This is a genomic window from Lysobacter sp. M15, from assembly GCF_022662515.1.
Classification (GTDB): Bacteria; Pseudomonadota; Gammaproteobacteria; order Xanthomonadales; family Xanthomonadaceae; genus JAKPBU01.
Window position 1 is genome coordinate 98082 of the sequence record NZ_JAKPBV010000014.1, and the last position, 22849, is coordinate 120930.

The 22849-nt window shown below is 64.8% G+C and carries 30 protein-coding genes and 1 riboswitch; of the genes, 3 read left to right on the top strand and 27 right to left on the bottom strand.

Going from position 1 to position 22849, the window contains the following annotated elements; genetic code table 11:
- Positions 1 to 4: 4 nt before the first annotated feature.
- From MC380_RS14620 to nudE, 5 genes are all read right to left on the bottom strand, one after another.
- A complete protein-coding gene (locus tag MC380_RS14620) occupies positions 5 to 718 on the bottom strand; it encodes a response regulator transcription factor (protein WP_242104661.1) in 714 nt (237 codons plus the stop codon).
- 286 nt (positions 719 to 1004) lie between these two features.
- Entirely contained in the window at positions 1005 to 1307 is a 303-nt protein-coding gene (locus MC380_RS14625; RefSeq protein WP_242104660.1) for a DUF962 domain-containing protein, read from the bottom strand.
- A gap of 94 nt (positions 1308 to 1401) precedes the next feature.
- Positions 1402 to 2223, bottom strand: coding sequence for a nucleoside triphosphate pyrophosphohydrolase (mazG, locus tag MC380_RS14630; RefSeq protein ID WP_242104659.1), 822 nt, complete (start codon positions 2221 to 2223; stop codon positions 1402 to 1404).
- A 1056-nt stretch (positions 2224 to 3279) separates the two neighbouring features.
- Positions 3280 to 4074, bottom strand: coding sequence for a 3'(2'),5'-bisphosphate nucleotidase CysQ (cysQ, locus tag MC380_RS14635; protein WP_242165603.1), 795 nt, complete (start codon positions 4072 to 4074; stop codon positions 3280 to 3282).
- The gene (nudE, locus tag MC380_RS14640; RefSeq protein ID WP_242165926.1) at positions 4071 to 4607 is read right to left on the bottom strand and encodes an ADP compounds hydrolase NudE; all 537 of its coding nucleotides are present in this window, start codon (positions 4605 to 4607) and stop codon (positions 4071 to 4073) included. Before nudE ends, cysQ begins: the two co-directional genes overlap by 4 nt.
- A 68-nt stretch (positions 4608 to 4675) precedes the next feature.
- Between nudE and bioA the strand changes: the two genes are divergently transcribed.
- The 3 genes from bioA to MC380_RS14655 all read left to right on the top strand — a co-directional run bounded on the left by bioA (position 4676) and on the right by MC380_RS14655 (position 8097).
- A complete protein-coding gene (bioA, locus tag MC380_RS14645; RefSeq protein WP_242102907.1) occupies positions 4676 to 6070 on the top strand; it encodes an adenosylmethionine--8-amino-7-oxononanoate transaminase in 1395 nt (464 codons plus the stop codon).
- 157 nt (positions 6071 to 6227) lie between these two features.
- Positions 6228 to 6965, top strand: a complete 738-nt coding sequence (locus MC380_RS14650; RefSeq protein WP_242165605.1) for a 16S rRNA (uracil(1498)-N(3))-methyltransferase — start codon at positions 6228 to 6230, stop codon at positions 6963 to 6965.
- Between the two features lie 311 nt (positions 6966 to 7276).
- Positions 7277 to 7354, top strand: a riboswitch (S-adenosyl-L-homocysteine riboswitch).
- 11 nt (positions 7355 to 7365) lie between these two features.
- On the top strand, positions 7366 to 8097 hold the full coding sequence (locus tag MC380_RS14655) for an MOSC domain-containing protein (protein WP_242102905.1): 732 nt from the start codon (positions 7366 to 7368) through the stop codon (positions 8095 to 8097).
- Here MC380_RS14655 and MC380_RS14660 read toward each other — a convergent pair.
- From MC380_RS14660 to MC380_RS14765, 22 genes are all read right to left on the bottom strand, one after another.
- Entirely contained in the window at positions 8028 to 8585 is a 558-nt protein-coding gene (locus tag MC380_RS14660; protein ID WP_242165607.1) for an NIPSNAP family protein, read from the bottom strand. The two genes, MC380_RS14655 and MC380_RS14660, sit on opposite strands and share 70 nt — an antisense overlap.
- A 274-nt stretch (positions 8586 to 8859) precedes the next feature.
- Positions 8860 to 9198: a YciI family protein gene (locus MC380_RS14665; RefSeq protein WP_242165609.1), complete on the bottom strand. Its 339-nt coding sequence runs from the start codon at positions 9196 to 9198 to the stop codon at positions 8860 to 8862.
- A gap of 225 nt (positions 9199 to 9423) precedes the next feature.
- Positions 9424 to 9750 (bottom strand): low molecular weight protein tyrosine phosphatase family protein, encoded by a 327-nt coding sequence (locus MC380_RS14670; RefSeq protein WP_242165611.1) that lies wholly within the window; start codon positions 9748 to 9750, stop codon positions 9424 to 9426.
- A gap of 40 nt (positions 9751 to 9790) precedes the next feature.
- Positions 9791 to 10543, bottom strand: a complete 753-nt coding sequence (locus MC380_RS14675) for a CPBP family intramembrane glutamic endopeptidase (protein ID WP_242102901.1) — start codon at positions 10541 to 10543, stop codon at positions 9791 to 9793.
- Positions 10544 to 10623: 80 nt separating this feature from the next.
- Positions 10624 to 10980, bottom strand: a complete 357-nt coding sequence (locus MC380_RS14680; protein ID WP_242102900.1) for a hypothetical protein — start codon at positions 10978 to 10980, stop codon at positions 10624 to 10626.
- Positions 10981 to 11024: 44 nt separating this feature from the next.
- Positions 11025 to 11441, bottom strand: coding sequence for a DUF1801 domain-containing protein (locus tag MC380_RS14685; protein ID WP_242165613.1), 417 nt, complete (start codon positions 11439 to 11441; stop codon positions 11025 to 11027).
- 135 nt (positions 11442 to 11576) lie between these two features.
- Positions 11577 to 12011: a hypothetical protein gene (locus MC380_RS14690; RefSeq protein WP_242165615.1), complete on the bottom strand. Its 435-nt coding sequence runs from the start codon at positions 12009 to 12011 to the stop codon at positions 11577 to 11579.
- A 106-nt stretch (positions 12012 to 12117) separates the two neighbouring features.
- Positions 12118 to 12387 (bottom strand): hypothetical protein, encoded by a 270-nt coding sequence (locus tag MC380_RS14695; RefSeq protein WP_242165617.1) that lies wholly within the window; start codon positions 12385 to 12387, stop codon positions 12118 to 12120.
- 87 nt (positions 12388 to 12474) lie between these two features.
- Complete coding sequence (locus tag MC380_RS14700) at positions 12475 to 13014, bottom strand: T6SS immunity protein Tdi1 domain-containing protein (RefSeq protein ID WP_242165618.1); 540 nt, start codon at positions 13012 to 13014, stop codon at positions 12475 to 12477.
- A gap of 738 nt (positions 13015 to 13752) precedes the next feature.
- The gene (locus MC380_RS14705) at positions 13753 to 14100 is read right to left on the bottom strand and encodes a DUF2200 domain-containing protein (RefSeq protein ID WP_242165620.1); all 348 of its coding nucleotides are present in this window, start codon (positions 14098 to 14100) and stop codon (positions 13753 to 13755) included.
- A gap of 219 nt (positions 14101 to 14319) precedes the next feature.
- A complete protein-coding gene (locus tag MC380_RS14710; RefSeq protein WP_242165622.1) occupies positions 14320 to 14880 on the bottom strand; it encodes a DUF1579 domain-containing protein in 561 nt (186 codons plus the stop codon).
- A 196-nt stretch (positions 14881 to 15076) separates the two neighbouring features.
- The gene (locus tag MC380_RS14715; protein ID WP_242165624.1) at positions 15077 to 15670 is read right to left on the bottom strand and encodes a hypothetical protein; all 594 of its coding nucleotides are present in this window, start codon (positions 15668 to 15670) and stop codon (positions 15077 to 15079) included.
- Positions 15671 to 15725: 55 nt separating this feature from the next.
- Positions 15726 to 16232 carry a hypothetical protein gene (locus MC380_RS14720; protein WP_242165625.1) on the bottom strand — a complete coding sequence of 169 codons (507 nt, stop codon included), beginning with the start codon at positions 16230 to 16232 and terminating at the stop codon, positions 15726 to 15728.
- 199 nt (positions 16233 to 16431) lie between these two features.
- Entirely contained in the window at positions 16432 to 17244 is an 813-nt protein-coding gene (locus MC380_RS14725) for a hypothetical protein (RefSeq protein WP_242165627.1), read from the bottom strand.
- Positions 17245 to 17483: 239 nt separating this feature from the next.
- Positions 17484 to 17759: an SRPBCC family protein gene (locus MC380_RS14730; protein WP_242165629.1), complete on the bottom strand. Its 276-nt coding sequence runs from the start codon at positions 17757 to 17759 to the stop codon at positions 17484 to 17486.
- 13 nt (positions 17760 to 17772) lie between these two features.
- Entirely contained in the window at positions 17773 to 18393 is a 621-nt protein-coding gene (locus MC380_RS14735) for a class I SAM-dependent methyltransferase (RefSeq protein WP_242165631.1), read from the bottom strand.
- Between the two features lie 128 nt (positions 18394 to 18521).
- Positions 18522 to 18929, bottom strand: a complete 408-nt coding sequence (locus tag MC380_RS14740) for an SRPBCC family protein (protein ID WP_242165633.1) — start codon at positions 18927 to 18929, stop codon at positions 18522 to 18524.
- A 58-nt stretch (positions 18930 to 18987) separates the two neighbouring features.
- The gene (locus MC380_RS14745) at positions 18988 to 19647 is read right to left on the bottom strand and encodes a DUF2242 domain-containing protein (protein ID WP_242165635.1); all 660 of its coding nucleotides are present in this window, start codon (positions 19645 to 19647) and stop codon (positions 18988 to 18990) included.
- A gap of 663 nt (positions 19648 to 20310) precedes the next feature.
- A complete protein-coding gene (locus MC380_RS14750; RefSeq protein WP_242165637.1) occupies positions 20311 to 20904 on the bottom strand; it encodes a hypothetical protein in 594 nt (197 codons plus the stop codon).
- A gap of 58 nt (positions 20905 to 20962) precedes the next feature.
- Positions 20963 to 21379, bottom strand: a complete 417-nt coding sequence (locus MC380_RS14755) for a hypothetical protein (RefSeq protein WP_242165639.1) — start codon at positions 21377 to 21379, stop codon at positions 20963 to 20965.
- 58 nt (positions 21380 to 21437) lie between these two features.
- Positions 21438 to 21833, bottom strand: coding sequence for a hypothetical protein (locus MC380_RS14760; RefSeq protein WP_242165641.1), 396 nt, complete (start codon positions 21831 to 21833; stop codon positions 21438 to 21440).
- Between the two features lie 565 nt (positions 21834 to 22398).
- Positions 22399 to 22782 carry a hypothetical protein gene (locus MC380_RS14765; RefSeq protein ID WP_242165643.1) on the bottom strand — a complete coding sequence of 128 codons (384 nt, stop codon included), beginning with the start codon at positions 22780 to 22782 and terminating at the stop codon, positions 22399 to 22401.
- Positions 22783 to 22849 lie beyond the last annotated feature (67 nt).

A 22849-nucleotide genomic window follows, 5' to 3' on the forward strand; every position in this document is an offset into this window, starting at 1 on the left:
CGCCCTACGCGGGCGGCTGCTCGATGTCGGCGATGCGATAGCCCGCACTTTGCACGGTATGCAGCAGTGGCTTGCCGTAGGGCTTGTCGATGGTCTTGCGCAGGTTGTACAGATGGCTGCGCAAGGTGTCCGAGTCGGGCAGGCTGTTGCCCCAGATCTCGCGCTCGATCTCCTGGCGGCTGACCACACGCGGGGATTCGCGCATCAGGATGGTCAGCAGCTTCAGCCCGATCGGCGAAAGCTGCAGCTCGGTCCCGCCGCGGGTGGCGCGCAAGGACGCCGGATCCAGCACCAGGTCGGCGACCTTCAGCACTTCCGAGCCCACCTGGCGACGTTCGCGACGGATCAGCGCACGCAAGCGCGCCTCGAGTTCCTGGATCGCGAAGGGCTTGGTCAGGTAGTCGTCGGCGCCGGCCGAAAGCCCGGTCAGTTTTTCGTCGAGCGTGTCGCGCGCGGTGAGCATCAGCACCGGCGTGGATTTGCGCGCTTCCTCGCGCAGCCGCTTGCAGACCTCGATGCCGTCCAGCCGCGGCAGCATCAGGTCCAGCACGATCACGTCGTAGGTGTTCTCCGACGCGAGGCGGTAGCCATCCAGGCCATCGGAAGCGTAGTCGACCTCGAAGCCACGGCTCTCGAGGTATTCGCCGATCATTTCCGAGATGTTGCGGTTGTCCTCGACGATCAAGACGAGTCCCGCCGGCTCCTGTGGATTGCGCATGGAAGTTTCCAGAATCTTCAGCTTTGTGAAGGGTGCCGGTGAAACTGTGGAAATTGCGTGAAGGGGCGCGGCACCGAGCGTTCAGTTTTCTGAGCCTTTCCCATGGTTTACGAGGGCTTGTTCGCAGCTTTCCTGCCCTTGGCCCCAGACGGGGGGCCATAACATTCGCCAGTCACGCGTGCTCGTAGGTGTATCGGCGCCACCGGCGCCTGTGATCGCCCGCCCGCGATCATCGCCACGCTGCGGCGCACCCAATGCCGCGCGAGCGCCCTGCGAACTTCGACAGCTAGAACGGAATCTTTCCGCGCAGGATGTCCTTGAACATCACCCAGTCCCCGATAAACGAATACAGCGGATGCTTGAACGTCGCCGGCCGGTTCTTCTCGAAGAAGAAATGCCCCACCCAAGCGAACCCATAGCCGCACAGCAGCGCCGCCAGCAGCCACCAGGCATTGCCGCGCACGATGGCCAGTGCCACCAATAGCAACACCCCGCAGCTGCCGATGAAATGCAGCCGTCGTGAGATCCGGTTCGCATGCTCGCTCAGGTAGAAGGGATAGAACTCGCGGAAGCTGGCGAATCTGCTCATGGCAATTCCTCGCGCGGCGAGCGCCTCCTGGCTACGACGTCATCCCAATGGGAACAAGCCGGTCGCGCCGAAGCGGCGCTTCTGCAGACCAGCATCAATCGCATTCGGCGGCCTTGGCCCGGTTCCAATAACCATCCTGCGCCTCGAGCGCCAGGTCGGCAAGCTGCACGCCGTCGTCCGCGGCCAGTGCCTCCATCGCACGGAAGCGACGCTCGAACTTGTGGTTGGCGCGGCGCAGAGCCGCACCGGGATCGACCCTGGCATGGCGGGCCAGATTGGCGGCGACGAACAGCAGGTCGCCAATCTCCTCTTCCAGCCGCTCCTGCACGCCGGGGTCGTCCGGCGCAGCGGAACGCGTCGCGAATTCCGCGCGGACTTCCTCGATTTCCTCGTGCAGCTTGTCGATCACCTGTGCGTGCGATGGCCAGTCGAACCCGACCGTGGCCGCCTTCTTCTGCAGCTTCACCGCGCGCTGCCACTCGGGCAGGCCGCGCGCGATGCCGGCCAGCGCGGAACTGTCGTGCGCGTCGCCGTGCTTGGCGATCCGCTCCTTCTTCTTTTCCGCATCCCACATCCGGTTGAGCGCATCGCTGTCGGCCACGCTCATGCCGGCGAACACGTGCGGATGGCGGCGGGTCATCTTGTCGCCGATCGCCTCGACCACGTCGCCGAATCCAAACGCGCCCTGCTCCTCGGCCATGCGCGCATGGAACACGACCTGCAGCAGCAGGTCGCCGAGTTCATCCTTCAGGTCTTCCAGGTCGCCGCGGTCGATGGCGTCGGCGACCTCGTAGGCTTCCTCGATGGTGTACGGGGCGATGCTGGCGAAGGTCTGCTGCAGATCCCAGGGGCAGCCGCCTTCGGGATCGCGCAGGCGGGCCATGATCTGGAGCAGGTGGTCGATGGAGTGGGTCATAGGAATAGGCTACCTGCTTACTGTGGCCGGGGGCGGCATATAGGAGGGCCATCGCCCCTTGTCCGGCTATTGCAACCAGGGGAGTGCGCTGCCAGAGCCGTCATCCCCGCGGAGGCGGGGACCCATGGACGTTAGTACTTCACGCCAGGCTACCTACGCGGCATGGTTATTACGCTGCGAGCCGCACTTATGCTGAAACGCGGACGCTAGAGAAGCAGAGCTTTCGCCTGCCGGCGAGTTACTTTTCTTTGCTGGTGCACTGCGCCGAAGGCGCGAACGGCGAAGCCGGCCCGAAGGGCGAGCACCGCAGGTGCGAGTCAAGAAAAGTAACCAAAAGAAAGCACCTTTCTCGTGAGATCAAACCCGCTCAAGGGGTGTGCGGTGTCGTCGCCATTTTCGCAGCGGACGTCCCTGTCCGCTCCGAAAGCGGCCGGCATCCATGCCGGCCGCCCTCCGGGTGTCCGGATGCAGGTCGCATACACAGTGTCAGGAACGTCAAAGGCTTGGTCGAGTCATCAGCCGCAAGCGCGATCGGTGGGTTGGTGGAGTCAGTCGTCGACTTTCTTGCTCCGCCAACAGCCACCAGCATTCGGAAACCCCGAAGGGGCGGCGGCCATGGATGGCCGCCGTTTTCGGATCGAGCCATGGATGGCGAGTCCGAAAATTGCTTCGGCATCCACATCCCTTGAGCGATGTGGATCCACTGAGGTGCTTTCTTTGCCTACTTTCTTTGCACCAGCAAAGAAAGTAGGTCGCCGCAAGGCGAAAGCTCTGCTCCTAAGAGCGAAATGTCCGGACGCCGCAACGCAGCAACAACGTCCTTGGGTCCCCGCCTGCGCGGGGACGACGAGATCAGCGAGCATTCGCTGCAGAGCGCACCAGCGAAGAAAGTAACTCGCCGAAAGGCGAAGGCCCTGCTCTTAAAGGCCAATACGTCCGGAACCTGCGGAAAAACAGCAGCAACATCCTTGGATCCCCGCCTCCGCCTTCGCGGGGGCAGCCTCTGCGCGGGGATGACGGTCAAGCTGTGGGCCGATCACCCACACGCGCAAGACGCTACAACCACTCCCGCCAAGGCAACGATGGATCCCCCAACGCCAGAAAATCCCCGTTGAGCACCGTATCGCGCTGGTTGTAGCGCAGCGGCCTGCCGCGCGGGTCCATCACCAGCCCGCCGGCGGCTTCCAGGATCGCCTGGCCGGCGGCGGTGTCCCATTCGCTGGTCGGCCCGAAGCGCGGATACACGTCCATCGCACCTTCGGCGATGCGGCAGAACTTCAGCGACGAACCTTGCGCCATCGGCTCGGTCTCGCCCATGCGGTCCATGAACGCCTGCGTGCGCGCGTCGCGGTGGGAGCGGCTGGCGGCCACGCGCAGCGGCGCAACAGCGGGTCGGCGGCAGTGGATCGCCATGTCCGTATCCCCTTCGCGCCGGAATGCACCTGCACCGGGCACGCCATGCCACAGCGCGCCAGTGACCGGTTGCTGGATCACGCCGAACACCGCCACGCCGTCCTCGACCAGGGCGATGTTCACCGTGAACTCGCCATTGCGCTTGACGAACTCGCGCGTGCCGTCGAGCGGATCGACCACCCACAGCCGCGGCCAGCTGCGGCGCAGCAGCGCCGGCACCTGCTCGGCCGATTCCTCCGACAGGATCGGGATGTCCGGCGTCAGCCGCTCCAGGCCTTCGACGATGCAGGCATGCGAAGCCAGGTCCGCCTCGGTCAGCGGGCTGGCGTCGGACTTGTGCTCCACGTCGAAGCAGGTCTCGTAGACGGCGAGGATGCGCGCGGCGGCATCCCGGGCCAGGGCGATCACGCCGTCGCGCACTTGGGTATCGAGGGTCATGTGTGGTTCCTGAGCCATTCGCGCACGATGAACAGGGCCGCGATCGAGCGGCCTTCGGAAAATTCTTCACGCAGGATCAGCTCGTGCAGCCGGTCCAGCTTCCATGGCACCACTTCCAGTTCCTCGGGCTCATCGCCCGGCAGCCGCTGCGGATACAGATCGCGGGCCAGCACCAGATGGGTCTGGTGACTCATATAGGTCGGCGCGAGTGACAGCGTGCGCAGCACCTCGATCCGCCTGGCACCGTAGCCAGCTTCTTCCTTCAGTTCGCGATCGGCGGCCTGTTCGGGCGTTTCGCCGGCGTCGATGCGGCCCTTGACCAGGCCCAGCTCGTAGCGGTGCACGCCGGCGGCGTATTCGCGCACCAGCAGCACGGTGTCCGAGTCGAGCATCGGCACCACCGCGACCGCGCCATGGCCGCCCGAATGCACGCGGTGGTAGCGGCGGCGCTCGCCGTTGCCGAATTCGAGGTCCAGCTCCTCCACCACGCGCTCGCCTTCGCTGCGCCGGGTGACGCCGTGGATGGTGGGCAGGCGGCGAGAGCTCACGGGCGGCGCCCGGGGCCGGTGCGGCGCGCCATGCGGCAGGGGATAATCGGGGGATGCAGGACGATGCTCACTCGAACACGATTCTAAACGACGCCGCCGGCTGGCAGGCGCGCGACCTGTCGGTGCTGTGGCATCCGTGCACGCAGATGCGCGAACACCCCGACATATTGCCGCTGGTGCCGATCGCGCGCGGCGAAGGCGCCTGGCTCTTCGATCACGATGGCAATCGCTATCTGGATGCGGTGTCGAGCTGGTGGACCAACCTGTTCGGCCACGCCGAACCGCGCATCGCGGCCGCCATCGCGGCGCAGGCGATGCGCCTGGAGCAGGTGATGCTGGCCGGCTTCAGCCACGAGCCGGCGATCGAACTGGCCGAAGCCCTGCTCCGGATCGCGCCGACGCAGGCCGGGCGCGCGCCGCTGGCCAAGGTGTTCTACGCCGACAACGGCTCGGCCGGCATCGAAGTTGCGCTGAAGATGGCCTTCCACTGGTTCCACAACCAGGGCGAACACCGGCGCACCCGGTTCATCGCGCTGGAGAACGGCTACCACGGCGAAACCATCGGCGCACTGGCGGTCGGCGACATCCCCCTGTACCGGCGCGTGTACGCACCGCTGCTGATGCAGGCGATGTTCGTCCCTTCCCCCGATGCCTACCTGGCGCGCGAAGGCCAGAGCGCTGCAGGCCATGCGCAGGACGCCGCCGACGTGCTGGCGCATGTGCTCGACGAACATCCGGGCGAAGTCTGCGCGCTGGTGCTCGAGCCGCTGGTGCAGTGCGCCGGCAGCATGCGCATGTACGACCCGGTATACCTCAAGCGCGTGCGCGAACTGTGCGACGTGCACGGCGTGCTGCTGATCGCCGACGAGATCGCTACTGGCTTCGGCCGCACCGGCACCATGTTCGCCTGCGAGCAGGCAGGCATCCAGCCGGATCTGCTGTGCCTGTCGAAGGGTCTCACGGGCGGCTTCCTGCCGCTGTCGGCGGTGCTCGCCACGCAGGCGATCTACGACGGTTTCCTGGACGATTCGCGCGAGCGCGCCTTCCTGCATTCGCACAGCTACACCGGCAATCCGCTGGCCTGCGCGGCGGCGCTGGCCTCGTTGCGGATCTTCGAGGAAGACGACGTGCTGGCGCACAACCGCGTCACCGCGACGCGCATGCGCGAGCTGGCCGCGCGGTTGGCCAGTCACCCGCACGTGGCCGACGTGCGCCAGACCGGCATGATCGTGGCCTTCGAGCTGGCTCGGGACGGTGACAGGCGCACGCCGTTCGCCCCGTCGCTGCGCGTCGGCCTGCGCGCGTACCGCGCCGCGCTGGCGCGTGGCGTGGTGCTGCGGCCGCTCGGCGATGTGCTGTACTGGATGCCGCCCTACTGCATCGATGAGACCCAGCTGCAGCTGCTCACCGAAGTCACCCGCGCGGCGATCGACGAGGCCACGGCATGAACCCGATTCTCGTGCAAACGCGTTTCGTTGCAGCCGCCTCCGTGGGAGCGGCCTTGGCCGCGAATGCTCTTGATGCGGGTGACCTGGCAGCAAAAGCAATCGCGGCTAAAGCCGCTCCCACGACAGCCGCTCCCACAGCATCCGCAGAGCGGGCACCATGCGTCTGACCCGCGTCTTCGTGGACGCGCCGCTGTCCGTCGGCGCCGCCGCCACCCTGCCCGACTCCGCGGCCGGTCATCTGCTGCGCGTGCTGCGCCTGGGCGTGGGCGATGCCTGCGTGCTGTTCAACGGCGACGGTTGCGACCATGACGCGCGGATCGTGGCCGCGGGCAAGCGCGACGCCACCGTGGAAATCGTCGCCACGCGCGCGATCGGCAACGAATCCCCGCTGCGCATCGTCCTGCTGCAGGCGCTGGCGCGCGGCGAGAAGATGGACTGGATCGTGCAGAAGGCCACCGAGCTCGGCGTGGCCGGGATCGCGCCGGTGCTCAGCGAGCGCGGCGAGGTGAAGCTGGACGGCGAGCGCGCCGACAAACGGGTGGCGCACTGGCGCAGCGTGGCGATCTCGGCCTGCGAGCAGAGCGGGCGCGCGCGCATTCCGCAGATCGACGCGCCACAGCCGCTGTCGCGCGCTCTGGCGCAACTCTCGCCGGAGTCGCGCCGGCTGGCCCTGGATCCGGATGCCGATGCCACCTCGGCGTCGCTGGATCTGGGTGCGGAATGCACGGTCGTGATCGCCATCGGCCCCGAAGGCGGCTGGTCGCCCGGCGACCTCGCCCTGCTGCGCGGCGCCGGCTTCACCGGCCTGCGCCTGGGCCCGCGCGTGCTGCGCACCGAAACCGCGGGCCTGGCCGCCATCGCCGCGCTGCAGGCGCGCTACGGCGATTTCGCCTAGACCCTTTCTCAAGAGCAAGTGTCCTGCTTTTTGCTCGTCGTTCCCGCGAAGGCGGGAACCCATGGACGTTGGTCCCAATGGGTTGAAGTCCATGGATGACCGGCCTGCGGCTGCTGAAAACCGCCTCCCGCCTTCGCGGGGATGACGGCGTGGAAAGCCGCGCATCCCGGAGTCGAACCAGGCTTTGAGGCTGCGCGCGCCCTGATGCCGTCGCGTTGCAGGCACTGTGCGCCGCATCCGGATTGACAGCCCCGGCCGATGTTGTTGAGCTATGCGCGTTATCTCCGTCGCGCTGCACCCGCAGCCGACCCTGCCTCGAGGGGCGCTGCAGCGGACCGAAGGTCCGTCACGCTCGACGCAGGTCCGGATGGCAAGGGCGCCTCTGACAAGAGGATGCCGTATGAACGATTTCCGCAATCAAAGTCCGGCCGGCCGCGTCGTGGGCCTGTGGCGTTACCCGGTGAAATCGATGGCCGCCGAAGCGCTGGCCGAGGTCGACGTGTCGTGGCACGGGCTGGCCGGGGATCGCCGCTGGGCTTTCGTCCGCGGCGATGCGCCGCGCAGCGGATTTCCCTGGTTCACGCTGCGCCAGCGCGCCGACCTCAACCACTATCGTCCTTCGTTCGTCGAGCCGGAGCGGCCGGACAAGTCGCCGACCGTCGTGCGAACGCCGTCGGGCGCCGTGCTCGAGGTGACGGATCAGGCGCTGGCGGCCGAACTCGACCCCGCCGGCATCCGTGCGATCAAGCAGGACCGCGGCATCTTCGACACCTTCCCGCTGTCCCTGGTCACGACCCAGACCCTGTCCGCGCTGGGCGAGATGGTCGGCGACCGGCTCGACGTCTCGCGTTTCCGGCCAAACCTGCTGGTGGAAGCCACCGACGAAGCGCCGTTCCAGGAAGACGACTGGGTGGGCCGCGTGCTGCAGATCGGCGGCCTGCGCATGCGCATCGACCAGCGCGATGGCCGCTGCGTGGTGATCACCATCGACCCGGCCACGACCGTGCGCACTCCCGAGATCCTGCGCACCGTGGCGCGCGAGCGCCAGGGATGCCTCGGCGTCTACGGGTCCACCGTGGCGCCGGGCCGCGTCTCGGTCGGCGATGCGGTGGTGGTCGAATCCGCCACGTAATCGTCTGCACGCAAAGCGCGCGAGTGAGCCAGGCGCGCGCCGCGAATGCTCAGTCTGCCTTTGCAAGCCGGGCTGTAGGACACGCGTACCAGGGGCTGGCCATTGGCTTCGCGGACCAGCTCGCCGCTTGCCGCGGCGGTGCGCCGCTTGATTTCGATCCACTCCTTGTCGGCCAGGAACGCTTTCCAGCGCGCGTCCATCGTGGCCCGGTCCGGCCAGGACAGCACGTAGACGAACTGCAGCTTCTCGCCGGTATCGCTCTCCCACATGTCGATCACGCTGAAGCCATGCCGGCGCATGATGCGCAGGGCGTGATCCTGGAAACGCTGGTGGAACGCATCCTGGTTGGCGCGATTGATTTCGTAGATGCGCAGCTGCTGCAGGCTGCTGCCGTTGCTGTGGCAGACGAAGCGATCCGGTTCGCTGGCGCCGGCACTGGTGGTCAGGGCGATGAGGCTCAGGAACAACAAGATCACAACGTTGCGCATGATGCGTCTGCTCACAAGTGGTGGTGCGATTCCCGGGTGGACGGGTGCGCTGCATCGAGCCACCTGATACGTCCGCCTCGGCTCGGCGGATTACAGCCCGATTCCGCGTCCGGCGCACCGGCCAGAAGTCCCGGGAAGCCGCGTTGCACGAGACATGGGCGCAGTTCCGGGGCAAGCCATACGTCCATCCGCGAGGCAACCCCAGCGGGCGCCGCAACCGTTGCGAACACTGGGCCGTGTGCGTTCGAAGTACCCGCATGCCACGGCACCGGGCTCAGCCTGCCAGCTGGCCCCACACCGGCCGGACCTCGATGGTGGCGGCCGCGGCCATCGGATGGCTGGCGGCAACCTCTGCGGCGACCCCCAGGCCGGCGCACTGGATCAGCTCGTATGCGCACATCTGCTCGCGCGAGCGGGAGAACGGTCCATGCTTCCGGCGTGCTTCGCCCTCGCGCACCCGCACGGTGACGGCCTCGGACGCCGGCCGCAGCGGATTGCCGTGCACGCGCACGCCCCGGGCCTCCATGGCCGTCACCCAGTCCCGGATCTCCGTGACCAGGCGCTCGGTGGGTGCGAACGTGTCGTCGTGGGCAATGATGAGCAGGTAGTGCAACGGTCTCTCCAGTCCACCGGGCCAGGCGCCCTTCCTGTCATGACGAATGAGGGGCGCGAAAAGTGACAACCGGAACCCGACCGGCCCGTGCACGAGCGTCGCTCCGGCGCGACCGGTGCTCCGGACATATCCCGGTCGCGCCGGAGCGGCGCTCCTACAAGGGAGTTGAGTTCCCGTAGCGCATCCAGGTCCCGGCGCCGGCGCACCCGAACCCGCGCAAACGCGTCACGCCAGGTGACGCGGCACCCTGGCCTTGAGCAGCTCGATCAGGTCCGGATCCATGTAGGCGTAATCGTCCGGAATCTCCAGGCAGACCACGTGCGTGTCGCCGAGGTACGGCTTGAACCGGGCCGAGAGCTTGTTGCGATGCATGCGTTCCATCACGAAGACGATGTCCGCCCACTGCAACAGCTCAGGCGTCAGCGGGTTCTCGGCGTCATGGTTGAGACCGGCCGATGCGGTTTCGATCCCCGGCCAATCGGCAAACACCTGTTCCGCCGTCGGGCTGCGCAGGCGGTTCTGGCTGCAGATGAAAAGCACGTTGCGGGTCATCGCGATAGCCGATCGGCGGGCCGGTCTCAATCTACGTCACTCACGCAAGCCCGAATGCCAGGGCCAGGAAGCCCATCGCTCCGAACCCGGCGTGGATCACGATCCCCACCCATGTGTTGCGCCGCCGCTGGACGACGTAGGGCAGCAACACCGTGATCGGCACCAGGGTCAACAGGACCTGCCAGGGAAAGGCGGCGTGGAACAGCAACCATAGGACCCCGTTGATCAGCCAGGCCTTTCCACCGAAGGCAGCCTCTTGCCGCGGCAGTACGACGCCCCGCCAGACAAACTCTTCCCCCACGATGTTCAGTACGAAGAATGGAAGCCACGCCCCGAGAATCCAGTACCGGCCAGGGCCCAGCGGCTCGAACGCCATGAACGAGGGTTGCAGGCCGGCCCCGTAGTGCAGCATCCGCAGCGTGGCGCCGATGCCGCCGGTCAGCGCGCCGACGGCCACCAACCCTCCAGCCGCCCACAGCCAGTCGCCGCCGTTCATCGGACGCAGCCGCAGCCGCGCTCCCAACGACTCCTGCGTTCCTGCACGTCTCTCCCGACGTAACAACAGAGCAGCCGCAAGCAGCAGCGGGCCAAAGAGCACGAGGCTCGCCGCCAGGAACCACATCACCACCGCCTCGGCCCCCGTGGCGGAAACCAACGCCGGGATGGCAACCCGCGTTGTCAGGAACAGCAGCAGAGCAGCTGTGCCGAACAGCGCGGCGGAGCCTGCCAGCCCCAGCGCAGGCACCCGATCGGGCCTAGTCCCTTTGCGACTTGCAGCGTTGTTGGTTGTCAACACTTCCTCCCCCGCCGTGCTGTGCCGGTCGCTTCAGCAACGTCGTCCGGACAGGATGCGACCGCTCCGCCTTGAACGCCTCACGCGCCCAGCACGATCACTTGCTCGCGCGCCCCACTCTGCGCTTTCCCATAACGCAACTTGACCTGCGCCCCCTGCATGAAACCGGTCGACTCCAGGACCGGCCGGACCGTCGCGAACAACCGGTCGGCATCGGGCCCGTACATGTAGAAGGACCCGTCGCTGCCGTCCGTCGCGATCTCGTTGCCGTCGAACTCACCGGCACCCGCGGCAGAAATCGCCTCTTCGAGCCGGGTCTCCAGCGCGAATATCGGATCCAGATCCGTGGACCCGTATTCGAAATTCACGATGACCGCATGCTCCGGTGGTGGCTCGGCGGCCTTGGGTCGACCAAACAGTTTGTCGAAAATGCTCATTGAATGCCTCGTGCCTGGGTGAACCGATCGGTGGGACAGCCGGTCTAGCCGTATCTCCGCTTGACCTCTGCAACGGATGCCGCGATGAGCTGCTCCAGCACGGCAGGATCGATGTCCGAGAGCCTGCGGATGTACAGGCAGGCCTTACCCATCTTGTGCCGGCCCAGCCGCGCAAGCAGATCGGCCTGATCCGCGCTGGCTGCAGTGAGGTAGACACTGATATCTCCCTTCCGCGGCGAGAATCCGGTCACCGCCCAGTCGCCCTCGCGACCGCTTTCGTACTTGTAGTGATAGGTATCGAAACCGACGATGCTGCCGCCCCACATGACGGCGGGCTTGCCCGTGATCCTGCCCATCATGGTCATGAGCGCCTGGCAGTCCTCGCGACGCCGATCGTCCTCGATCGCATCCAGGAATGCGGACACGTTCGCGTCGGTCGGTTTGGTCTTGTTCCCGGTCATGGAATCTCCATGGCGACCCGCAAAGCGGACTCGGCTTGAGCAACGTAGCCCTGATAAGCGAAGCGCATCCGGGATGGTCGCCCGTTCCGACCGCTCCCGGGTGCGGCCTATGGCTTTACCCGAACTACGTCACTGCTACACATCCTGCTGCAGCGTGGAGCCTAAGCTCTTTTGTGCCAGACGGTGAAACGCAAAGGTACCGCGAATGCCGTTGATAAAAAGAAGCACGAAAAAGATGGCCATGATTGCGCCAACCGATGCAACCTGCGGTTCGACTGAAAATTGATAGATCTTTTCAAACAGAAAGAGAACCAAACCAACAACTGCAAACGCCCTTGAGCGGCGTCTTATGCGCCAGGCGATTAATGCGAACAGAGCGGCATCGATGTATGCATAGGGATTTATCGCCGCAATCTCGCGTCCAGAAAATACAGTGATCGTTGCGATGACGGTTGTTATGCCCGCAACGAGCACGGCAGCCCAAAAGCCCTGATCGGATGCTTTGGCCGCGTCGGCGATGTTGGTGATCTTGGGCCAATACCACGAATCTCTCGTACCCTCCGTCGCCATTTTCCCCCTTCTTTGACGTATGTCGTGTGGACCAAGCCGACCCGCGAAACGGACCCGGCACGAATGAATTGCTGGACAGCAACCCGCAAACGCACACGGAACGATCTCACTCCGGTATCACCGGCTCATCACCCCGCACGGCGGATCTCGGGCGGCTCGGCAGCGATCTCGGCGCGCATCTTGCCGAAGCGAAGCCGGGCGCGACCCGGGCGCTGTCCGATGACCGGTACACCAGGCGATCGCCGACGACAGTGCCGACATAGCGGCCGTTCAGGCCGAACAGCTTGTCTTCCCGCATGCGACCCACGACCTGACCTGCTGCGCTGTACAGCGTGCTTCCGGAAACCTGCAGCGGCTTACCGTTCTTGGTGTGCATACGACCTCCGTGGTCGATCGATGTCGCCTGCGCCAGCAGTGAGTCGTCGCGCGCAGCGACTGCGGATGGAATGCATCTTGCGGTGCGCTAGTCGACGATATTGAGCTTGACCTGCGCGCCGTCGGGGAGACCTTCGATCTGCCGGGCGATGTCGCCCGAAGCCGACACGAGCCCAACGAGCGAGATCGTGGCGAGGTTATCACCCCCGTACTCGCCGCCGAACGTGCCGGGGATCCTGAGGCAGTACTTGAACCCTGGCGCGAGCGGGCCGAGGCGTTCGCGCGCCTGCTGCACCAGTTCGGTCATGTACCAGTCGTGCAGGAACTCCTGATCCTGCGACAGCGCATCCAGCGCGGCGCGGGAATCGGCGACAACCTTGCAGTACAGGTCTTCCGGACACATGCGCCAGTAGCGGCCGCTCTGGTCCTTGATCATCAGGTTGCCGAAATCGTTCTCCCCGACGATCTCCTCCGGCTCCAGCCCGGTCCAGCCCCACGCCTCTGCAATGATCGCGATCAGCTCCATGCGCACCTGCCCGACTTGTGGAGAGTTGGAGCGGCTGCGGTTCGATGGATCGTTGGCGGGCGGCCCCAACCGGAGAATACCGGTGACCACGGCTTGCAGCATTGATGGCGCGATGGCGGGTCGAGACGCGCCCTACGTTCGCTTCGCCGATCCAACGGCGGCACTTCATGCCCCAACGGCGGGTCTTGACCCGCCTTACGCGGCTTGCGGGATTCGACCGGGAACCCGCCGCAGCCCGGGCCCGACCCTTGCGCGCAAGCCTGATTGGCCGGAACGCCGCGCTCCGTGGCTTGCGCGCAACCGGATTTCGCTTGCGCGCGAGGCACCGGCATACCAATCGCAAGCCAAATTGGCTTGCGCGCAACCGGAATTGGCTTGCGCGCAAGGCACCGGCATATCAACCGCAAGCCGATTTGGCTTGCGCGCAACCGGATTTCGCTTGCGCGCGAGCGAATTTGGTCCAACCGCAAGTCGTTTTGGCTTGCGCGCGAGCGGATTTAGCTTGCGCGCAAGGCAATTTGGGCGGAAGGCCGGGCTCCGGGGCTTGCGCCTGGTTGCTTAGGGTGGCCGCTGGAGTCCCGTCGGCCGCGTGCGGGGGCTTGTCGTTGGCGGCCGGAGCCCGACCGGCCGCAGGCGGCACGCATTGGGCGGCGCCCGGCACCGGGGCGGCCGCTCTGCAGGCCCACCCGGGGAACAGGGGTAGCCAAAGGCTGTGGCGGCATGGGATCACCGCCGATGGCGGGCCAAGACCCGCCGCATGCGGCTTGAAAGTCATTGCGAAGATCGGCGGCAGGCCACGACCACGCACGGCACCGGTCGAATCGTCTGGCCGCCCCGCGCTCAGCGCAGGATCTTCTCCATCGCCTTGCCCTTGGCAAGCTCGTCGATGAGCTTGTCCATGATCCGGATCTTGCGCATCAGCGGATCCTCCACCTCCTCCACGCGCACGCCGCAGACCACGCCCTTCACCAGCGCGGTATTCGGGTGCATGGCGGGCGCCTGCGCGAAGAAGGTCTCGATGTCGGTGCCCTGCGCGATCTGCTGCTCCAGCCCAGCCTGGGTGTACCCAGTCAGCCAGCGGATGACCTGGTCGACCTCGACCCGGGTGCGGCCCTTGCCTTCCGCCTTCTGCACGTACATCGGATAGACCTTGGCGAACGCGGTGCTGAAGATGCGGTGCTTGGCCATGTTCCCGACTCCCGCGATACCCGTGCCTCGATGCACACGAATACTGCAACAAGAACGAAAGCGCTCGCAATTGACGCATGCCCGTGGTCCGCGAAGCGCGTCCGGCTCGAATCAAGTGATGACCACTGATAGGGACCTAGGCGTTCCCGTGCTCCCACGGAAGCACCCCCCACGACGCGGGTCCGGCGTGAACCGGACGTCAAGTCAGGACTGCGTCGCTCACTCCTGCCCGCCCGCGCGCTTCACGAACAGCACGTCGAACGCCGGCGTCCAGGTCTTGCCGCCGTCTTTAGACTGCATCGCCGACTCGCGCACGCCTTCATCCTGGGCCTTCCAGCTAATGCGTTGCATGATCGACCTGCCGCCCTTGAGATGCGACTCGCCTTCGAGCACCAGCGCGCCGTCCTTGAAGCCGCCCCAGAGCACCATGATCGCGCCGCGATTGGTGACCCAGGTCTGCTGCCACTGTTTGCGCACCGGGTCGTAGCTCAGGATGCTGTCACCAATCAGTCCATCGTTCTGCTCATAGAGCTCATGAATGGCGCAGCCCTGGGCGATGGGCTCGACGCGGGCGCGCGCGATGGATGGCCCCTCGGGGGCATCGGCCTCGAGCGTGTTCCAATCGCCGATCCAGAAATCCAGTTGGCGGTATTCCGCGGCGATGCATTCCGGCGAGGTGGGCGCCGTGGCCCCGGAAGCCGCCACGGCCGGGGCGATGCAAGCCAAACCAAGCGCCGCCAACGCTTTCCGCAGCGGCTTGCGTCGAAGCGTCTCGTTCATGGTCCTGCATTCCGGTGAGCCTGTCGGCGGCGCCCGAGTGATACACGCCGCACGCCACGACTACTCGCCGGATTCGGACACCATCCACCTCACGGCGCGTTTGGCACGAGGACTGATGCATGGCCGGTTCGACCGCGGGACAGGCCTAAGTCAAGCTGCGCGCAGACGGCGCTTCGGCTCAAATGATTGGCAGGCTTTACACCGACGGCCCGCGCGACTCGACTGCGGCGAGCAGTTGCTGTACCCGGTGGGTCGCCTGATCCAAAGGTCCCCCCGTATAGCCAAGCTGCTCGGCGCGTACCAGGAGGCTTGTCGCTTGCTCGGCGCTCCCATCTGCCGCAGCCAGTGCAGCCAGGTTGGCATAAGGCACTGGGTAGAGCGGATCAATGGCGAGCGCGCACTCCCATGCTTGCCTTGCGGATGACGCATTACCCAGGTCTGCGTGAGCCACCCCGAGATTGTTGTAGCCCATCGCTTTCGCGCTTGGCGTATACAGCGTCCACCCCAGCCAAAGTGCCCACCTGCGCCAGGCCTGGCGCTCCAGTAGCGCGATCAAAGCCTCGAACTGGCGCACACTGTCGGCCGCCCTGCCCTGAGCGAGCTCGCGTTGGCCGCGAAACAACGGCCGCAACAACAGGCCCTGAATCCGGCCGGGAATGAGCAGGAGAACGATCGCCGCAGCAAGCGCAATGCGGGCGTTGCCGGCTGCACGAATAGCGAAGTACGTCCCGCCCGCAAGGAGCGCAAGCAGAATGAAATAGCTGATCCTGTAGCGGGCGACTCGCGTCATTGCGTGGCCCAATCGCTCAATCGCGTCGCGAAGTGGCGGCGGCTTGAATGAATCGTCAGGCGCGCGCCCTCGCCCATAGCCATCCAAGCGCCGGGCGCACGAGATAGTGGGCGATTGCAGACACGATGGCAACGAATGCCGCGGCCGCCGTGGGCAGGATGGCGCCGAAGGTAAACGTCATGCCCAGGACGAAGCCGAGCACGTACTCGCCGCGGTACACCGGCAGGAAGAGCCCTGCGAGCAGCATGCCGAGAAAGATCCAGGACGAGACATCTTCCATGCCATGCGTGAAAGCGACCGACAACGCAACGCCGACAAGCAGCGACCCCAAGAATGCGGCAGCGATCCCTTTGGCTGCGCGCCGTGTTTTCGCCCGCCTGAGCACCGGGCCGGACAGGAACCACGCCAGCGCAGGCAGGAAGACCGCACCCCATGCGTTCGAGATCGCGGGCAGGTCCGCCCGGTTCAGCAGGTGGTGGCTGACCACGCCGCCATGGAAGTGCTCCCACGCGAGGTGGCCGAGTTCGGCCAATGCGACCAGCACGGTGATGGTCCAGCGCACGCGGGTTCGTGTCGGGCCTGTCATGGGCTCCCCAAGGTCCCGGGCGTTGGGCCGTGGACTCGCCGCATCCTATGGCGCCCCACGCGATCGCCACGCGTGCCGTTTGTCACCGTGAAACCGGGCACGCGCCCGGCGCGCTGACTGCGCCGGGCGCAGCGTCGTCTTGCCGGGGAAATCGCGCGCTCCCCTCGCCTCGGTGTCAGGCAGGTGCCTGACGAGGCGACGCGATCGGCCTCGCACCGCGGATGCCGGTCGCCGCCAGCAGGACAAGCACGGCGGCGAAGCTGCCCGAAAACGCAAGCAGCGGATTCATCGAACCGACGAATTCTGTCAACGGCTGGATCAGCTCGCGTGCTTCCAGGAAGGACCGGATCAGTTCATTGACGGAAAAGAACGAGCTCGCCAGCAGCAGCGGCCATCCGTTCCTCGGATCCCTGACCAGGAAAAGAAAGCCCACCACCAGGCAGACGTATCGCCCGGTGGTTGCGGCGGTTTCGAACCTGTAGAAGGTCTCCGGGCCTTCGATCCGGAAGGCGGGCACGAACCCGATCAGCGCGAAGAACAGGGCGATGCCCATGAACAGCATGGCGGTGCTCAGGAGAAATGCGCCGTGCAGCTTGCGCCACTTCTTCAGCACGAATGCCAGCAGGATGAGCAAGCCCAGTTCCAGGGTCACCATCACGTTCTGCACGATCAGGAAATCGCCGCGCCCGGACACCAGTCCCTTGTGCGCGGAGTGCACGGACAGCAATGCCGCGCTCGCGACCAGCAGCGGGCCGAAGAACAGGACCGACAGGCCCACCTTCCTGTGCGTGGCGTGCTGGTTGGTCCCGATGAGGCTCAGCTGCCACAGCAGCAACGACAGCCAGATGAAGTTGGTAACCACATGGAGATGGTGGAAACCGTTGGGAGCGGCATCCTCGCCGGCATAGATGTTCCAGAACCCTGCAACGCTCAGCACGAACACCGCTGCCAGGAACACGTATTCGAACAGGTACCTGTTGAAGTTCATCACTTCTGGCTGCTCCCGGAGTTCCGTGGCGGGATGGCTTCGGCTTCCGGGGCGCGTGCTGCCCGGGAAGGTTTCGACAGGGCGCGCAAGGCGGACCTGTTCCATCAGGCAACGAGGTTCCGGCGTTCAAGCGGCCATAAGGCGCATCGGGGGAGACGGCAGGTCGCGGGTGCGTCGGCGGATGAAGCGAGGCGCGCTTGCGGAAAGCGTGCGCCTGCAACCGGAGATCGTGACTGGCGTCAGTCAGCGGCGTGGGTCTGTTCCTGGTGGCGCTTCATCGTTTCCAGGCCCTGCTCGATGATGCCGCCGATGCCGGGCGCGGCCGCATCGGGCAGCAGGTCGGCGATCCAGATCACGCGGCAAGCCTCGCCGCCGGCATCGATCACCTGGGCCGAGGCGTTGTAATGCTCCAGGCCTTCGGCTTCCGCTAGCCAGGCGACGCGCATCCGCGCGACATCGACGTCGAGAATCGTCTCGCGCGCAGTCATCCCCGTAGTGGCGTAGGGCGGGCTCAAGCCCGCCTTCGGGTCAAGCAGTCGCCCGCCATCCCCGCCACGAGAGGCCGGCGTAGAAAAGTTCGATATCCGAATAGCCGGCCGCTGCAATCAATTCTTCCTCGCGGCTGGCGCTGACCATCTTCAGTACCGTGGTCAGGCGCACGCAAGTCGAGTCGACCTGCTCGGGCTCCGCGCCGGATTCGAGCGCGAAGTTCCGGTACCGGGCGAGCTCGCGCGCAGCGTCAGGTGCGGCCAGGTCGATGCAGCAGTCGACAAGCACGAATGGCGAACCCGGCTTCAAACGTTGCCGAATTTCAGCAAGGGTGCGTTCCTTCTCGCCATCGTCCGGAACGAAATGCAGTGTCAGCAGGCACGTCGCCGCATCGAACGGGCCACGTGGGGCATCGAATATGTATCCCTGATGCCACTGCACCCGATTGCTTGCGCCCACCGAAGCGACCCGCTCCCGGGCCGCCTTCAGCATTTCGCCAGCAGGATCGACCCCCATGAAATTCCAGCCCGGGGAGCGCGTGGCAAAGGCTTCGAGCTCCAGGCCACCGCCGGCACCAAGCACCAGGACTTCACCTGTCGCTCCGATGCCCTCGTGCAGTAGCTGGCCGGCCATACGCTGCATGTACTGGTAGGCCGGCACGAAAGCGGACGGGCCTTGCGCGTAACGACGGACGACGTCCGGATCTTCGTAGTGTGTCGATGTCATCCTGGATATCCGACTCGATGTGGGCGGGACTGCAGCCGGTAGTTCTCCAACCCCGATTGCAGTCAGCCAGCGGCGTGGGTCTGTTCCTGGTGGCGCTTCATCGTTTCCAGGCCCTGCTCGATGATGCCGGCGATGCCGGGCGCGGCGGCGTCGGGCAACAGGTCGGCGATCCAGACCACGCGACAGGCGTCGCCGCCGGCATCGATCACCTGGGCCGAGGCGTTGTAATGCTCCAGGCCTTCGGCTTCGGCCAGCCAGGCGATGCGCATCCACGCAGCATCGACGTCGAGAATCGTCTCGCGCGCAGTCATCCCCGTGCCGAAGGATACCGTTCGCACGCGGCCATCGAGCACGCAATCGACGACAAAGCCGGGCACCAGCCGGGTGTGCAGCGCACCGACGTCTGCCAGCGCGGCCCATACCTGCTGGGCCGGCGCCTGGATGATGGTTTCGCGATGGACCGATGCCATGGTGCGTTCCTCGAACCGGATGCAGGTGTTTGCCGGAGGTGGACTGTCCTGCCTGGGATCAGTTGCCGCCGTCCGCATCACGTTCGGCCTCGGGCGCCGGAGGCGTGATCGCGGGGGCGGGTGGCACCGGGTCGGGTGGCGTTTCCGGCTCCGGCGGGAGCACCGGCTGGCCGACGTCTTCCGTGCTGGGCAGGTAGAACTTCACCCGCTGGAAAAAGCGGCTGTAGAAGTCCTTGTTCTGCACGGTGTTGCTGGCCACGCGCACCAGGTTGGCGCCGCTGGTGCCGATCGGGAGCGAGACCGAGCCGAGCACGCTCAGGCCGACGCTGGCCGACTTGGTGGTGGTCTTAAGCGAATAGAGATCCTGCACCGCGTTGACGAACACGATCGACCCACCGCCCGACTTTGGCACGCAGGTGGCGCGCACGTTGAGCTGGGTGTGAACGTCGGACTCGGGCTGGAAGCTCTTGATGGCCTCCAGCGTGTCCACGGTGGCCTTGCCGATCACATAGCCCTGCCCCAGCAGCGCACGCCGCACCGCCTCGCAGGCGGCCGCCGGCGCAACCGGGTAGCTACGCGAGTACGTGTCCTCGGCACCGAACGTCTCGCCCAGGGGCGGCGGCGGCTCCTTGCCACGGTTGAAGCCACAGGCGACCAGCGACGAGGCCAGGACCGCTGCAAGCGCCATGGAGCGGCACGGCAGGTGTACGGAAAACATGCAGGGACAGCCGGTTTGGACTGGCCGGCAAGTGTATCGGCGGCGATGTTCAGTGGCGCTGAACGCCGTATGCCGGGCGTGCGGTGTCCGGCGCCAGGTCGGCGGGGCTGGATCTGGGCGTGTGGGAAGCCGACCGGAGAACAGTGTCAGAGGCGATTCTCGTCAAGGCGGTCGCCCCGTGCGCGGAAAATGTTTCTTACACCATTTGCATCAAGTAAGGCGACCCGCGAAGCGGGCCACAAGATTAGTTCTCTGACCCCGTTTTTTGCCCCGTTTTTGCCCATGTTTCATCCGACTTGCCATGAGCTGCCTGCCGCATCCGCGAATCCTGCGCATGCAACTTGTGCTTGCGTCTGCACTCGCGGCATCGGGTAGCTCTAGTGTACGGATTGCCACGGGCGTTCTCGTACCACCACTTTTGCTGAGTGGCCGTCCAAACCTGGGGTTCGCCACAGTCTCTACATACAAATGGATAGTCGACGTAGAAGCCAAGCGGCGCAAACTCTGGGAATGAGCCGTCTTGGCCCAGGAGAGCAATCCCAACTTTCACGGGCTGTCCTGCCTCTCCTCGGATAGCAAGGTTGGTTCGGCGCTGAGTTCGCTTGCCTTTGATCTCTGCCCGACGCTGACGATTACTCTTGACCATGAAACATAACGCCTGAGTTAAGCCGGGCCGCGAAGCGGCCTCGGCTTGAACGAATTGTTATGCCCCGCCACGGTACACCGAACGTCTAGGCCAGCCGTAACCTGAGCAATATCTTGCTCTGTGTGTGCGATCTGCAAGAACGCGGCAATGGACTGCTGGCGGACGATCGCGACCCTAAGGCCATCGCGCCTCGCAATGAGGAGCCCGGCGTCGTAGCTCACAGACTCTTCCGAGCCCGTCTCAGCTGCACACAGCACATCGATTTTCTCGACGCTTGCAGTTGGGCCCAAATGAAGGCTGAGATGATCAGACTTGTAGTTGGTGCCGCCCGGGCCTGGATTGGGGTTGTAGAAGATGTCTTTCGGCGTGTTAGCAACGCGGGCAGACAAGAAAAAGTAGTTGATCCACTCTTCGGGGGTATCTGCCCAATCATTGTCTAGCACGACGAAGCGCTCCAACCCAATCGGGATTGAGACCGACGGAACGGTGATCAACGTGCTACCGGCATCAACGTCGCAGTCGGGACTAAAGAGTGACTGGATCTTGCTCCCGAGCAGCACGTTGAGCGCATCAAACGATGCTTTGTCTAGGTGCTGACGGAACTCTCTCATAGGGGCATAACGCCTGAATTAATCCGAGCCTCGAAGCGGCTTCGGCTTGAATGAATTGTTAGGCCGCGAGCGCAGAGCAGATGCCTGCCCACTTGCTTGCCAGCCTACGAGTGAGCAATACGGTAACAGCGAGCTGCGCTGGTGGGAGCAGGACCCACCAATAATTGGCCACGAACCGCGTGGCCCGGACTAGGGATTTGCCGTAAGGCTGGCCCATACTCTCGAGCGAGGGTGCGATATAGACCGCATATGCCTCAGCGGGAATTAGCAGCACAAACAAGGCAAGGAAGAGCGCGCCGTACGTGAGCGCAGCTACGGTGCTAACAAACAGCCAGGGGCGAGGCAGAGCAGTTTTTTTGCGGAACGCCCGAACGGCCGGCCAGATGACAGGTGCCAGTGTCAGTGCGAACCAGGCGGCCGCAGCCAGGGTAAGGAGGACGACGAGCTTGGGACCAAACGCTTCGATTAGTTCCATCGCGGCCTAACGCCTGAATTAAGCCGCGCCGCGAAGCGGCGTCGGCTTGAATGAATTGTTAGGCCTCACGCTCGACTCGCAGGCTGCTGAGGATCGTCTCGGCGGCCGTAAGCTCATGCTGCGCGACCTGCGGAATGCCGTTGTAAGTCACGAAGACGATGGTAGATCCATTGCTGAGGAACCAGCGACGCCAGATGAATCCACCTTGCTCGTACGCACAGACCAAGCCCTGGAAGTCGCCGTATGTGACAGGCACGGGAGTCCCCCAATCCTCCTCTTGACCGTCAGCAAACTCGTACAGCTCTTCAGCAGAGACAGCGCCGGAGCTTTTTGTGGCCGAGCTAGCTTGTAGGGCGCCATGCTCGGTGAGCTCTAGAGTCAAGCACTCAGGATCATCGGTGACGGTCCAGATCTCTGGCACGTCCATTGACCAGCCTGACCATCCAAGTCTCATGAAATGTTCCCTGTGAGGCCTAACGCCTGAGTTAAGCCGCGCAGCGTAGTGCAGGCTGCAGGCATGGCAAGCTTTTCCTGCCATGCCTGGTGCCGGAATGAAGCGGCGTCGGCTTGAACGAATTGTTAGGCGCCAACTTGCGCGCCTGCAAGTACAGCAATTGGCAACGACAGTGCTGTTAGAGTCGCAGCAGTGATTAGACACCACAACTTTAGTCCGCGGGCAGCAAAGAATGACAACACGCCCCACGCTATTAGAGAGCTAACGTAGACCCGGGCCCAGGCGACGCTGTATGACACGCGACGTGGGTCTGGGACAAGCAGCCCCTCACGCGGAAAGGTAGCTGCGTCGATGGCGCCAAGCTGGTACCAAACAAACGCAAATGCAGCACCGGCCTGGCTGACACCAAGAAGAATTGCGAGCATAACGGTCGTACGGCGATGGAGATGTGGCATTGGCGCCTAACGCCTAAGTTAAGCCGAACCGCGTAGTGGAGCGCCCCGCATGGCAAGCTCTATCTGCCATGCGGGGCGCGTAACGAAGCGGTTTCGGCTTGAACGCATTGTTAGGCGCCACCAGCCGATGGCCCAAGTATAAAGAGTGTAAATGCAGCAGCGCCCCTGACGGCTATTTGAAGGTAGAACGATACTGAAATGTCCGCAAGCGCGGATAGTCCACGCAGCGCGACTGTGTCTGAGAAGGCGATCAATAGAGAGACGACCAAGGCCAAACACGCATAGACGAACGCACTTGGCTCAAGCAATAAAGCGGCGGAACCACAGATGGCTAGCAGCGAAATATCGGCTAGCAGCAGCATAGTTTTGATACCCCACTGTGCCCGTGGAAGCTCAATACCGGAGCCCTCTTTCAAGGCATTGGTCAGCACCCCGAAGAGCAGCCAACCGTAGATCAAATGCGACGCGCCAAGTACTCGGAAGGCTGTTTCCATGGTGGCGCCTAACTACCTATTCGACCCCTGAAATGTCGGCGTAACGGATTACACCAGCAATGTTGGG

Bases quoted from the DNA above. Each gene is read 5' to 3' on its own strand.
- MC380_RS14700 (WP_242165618.1), bottom strand. From the start codon at position 13,014: ATGCTGCAAGCCGTGGTCACCGGTATTCTCCGGTTGGGGCCGCCCGCC.
- MC380_RS14715 (WP_242165624.1), bottom strand. From the start codon at position 15,670: ATGACGCGAGTCGCCCGCTACAGGATCAGCTATTTCATTCTGCTTGCG.
- MC380_RS14695 (WP_242165617.1), bottom strand. From the start codon at position 12,387: ATGCACACCAAGAACGGTAAGCCGCTGCAGGTTTCCGGAAGCACGCTG.
- bioA (WP_242102907.1), top strand. From the start codon at position 4,676: ATGCAGGACGATGCTCACTCGAACACGATTCTAAACGACGCCGCCGGC.
- MC380_RS14680 (WP_242102900.1), bottom strand. From the start codon at position 10,980: ATGAGCATTTTCGACAAACTGTTTGGTCGACCCAAGGCCGCCGAGCCA.
- MC380_RS14755 (WP_242165639.1), bottom strand. From the start codon at position 21,379: ATGGAACTAATCGAAGCGTTTGGTCCCAAGCTCGTCGTCCTCCTTACC.
- MC380_RS14745 (WP_242165635.1), bottom strand. From the start codon at position 19,647: ATGTTTTCCGTACACCTGCCGTGCCGCTCCATGGCGCTTGCAGCGGTC.
- cysQ (WP_242165603.1), bottom strand. From the start codon at position 4,074: ATGACCCTCGATACCCAAGTGCGCGACGGCGTGATCGCCCTGGCCCGG.
- MC380_RS14685 (WP_242165613.1), bottom strand. From the start codon at position 11,441: ATGACCGGGAACAAGACCAAACCGACCGACGCGAACGTGTCCGCATTC.
- MC380_RS14765 (WP_242165643.1), bottom strand. From the start codon at position 22,782: ATGGAAACAGCCTTCCGAGTACTTGGCGCGTCGCATTTGATCTACGGT.
- MC380_RS14620 (WP_242104661.1), bottom strand. From the start codon at position 718: ATGCGCAATCCACAGGAGCCGGCGGGACTCGTCTTGATCGTCGAGGAC.
- MC380_RS14625 (WP_242104660.1), bottom strand. From the start codon at position 1,307: ATGAGCAGATTCGCCAGCTTCCGCGAGTTCTATCCCTTCTACCTGAGC.
- MC380_RS14655 (WP_242102905.1), top strand. From the start codon at position 7,366: ATGAACGATTTCCGCAATCAAAGTCCGGCCGGCCGCGTCGTGGGCCTG.
- MC380_RS14760 (WP_242165641.1), bottom strand. From the start codon at position 21,833: ATGAGACTTGGATGGTCAGGCTGGTCAATGGACGTGCCAGAGATCTGG.
- MC380_RS14690 (WP_242165615.1), bottom strand. From the start codon at position 12,011: ATGGCGACGGAGGGTACGAGAGATTCGTGGTATTGGCCCAAGATCACC.
- MC380_RS14725 (WP_242165627.1), bottom strand. From the start codon at position 17,244: ATGAACTTCAACAGGTACCTGTTCGAATACGTGTTCCTGGCAGCGGTG.
- MC380_RS14650 (WP_242165605.1), top strand. From the start codon at position 6,228: ATGCGTCTGACCCGCGTCTTCGTGGACGCGCCGCTGTCCGTCGGCGCC.
- MC380_RS14710 (WP_242165622.1), bottom strand. From the start codon at position 14,880: ATGAACGAGACGCTTCGACGCAAGCCGCTGCGGAAAGCGTTGGCGGCG.
- mazG (WP_242104659.1), bottom strand. From the start codon at position 2,223: ATGACCCACTCCATCGACCACCTGCTCCAGATCATGGCCCGCCTGCGC.
- MC380_RS14740 (WP_242165633.1), bottom strand. From the start codon at position 18,929: ATGGCATCGGTCCATCGCGAAACCATCATCCAGGCGCCGGCCCAGCAG.
- MC380_RS14660 (WP_242165607.1), bottom strand. From the start codon at position 8,585: ATGCGCAACGTTGTGATCTTGTTGTTCCTGAGCCTCATCGCCCTGACC.
- MC380_RS14705 (WP_242165620.1), bottom strand. From the start codon at position 14,100: ATGGCCAAGCACCGCATCTTCAGCACCGCGTTCGCCAAGGTCTATCCG.
- MC380_RS14750 (WP_242165637.1), bottom strand. From the start codon at position 20,904: ATGAGAGAGTTCCGTCAGCACCTAGACAAAGCATCGTTTGATGCGCTC.
- MC380_RS14670 (WP_242165611.1), bottom strand. From the start codon at position 9,750: ATGACCCGCAACGTGCTTTTCATCTGCAGCCAGAACCGCCTGCGCAGC.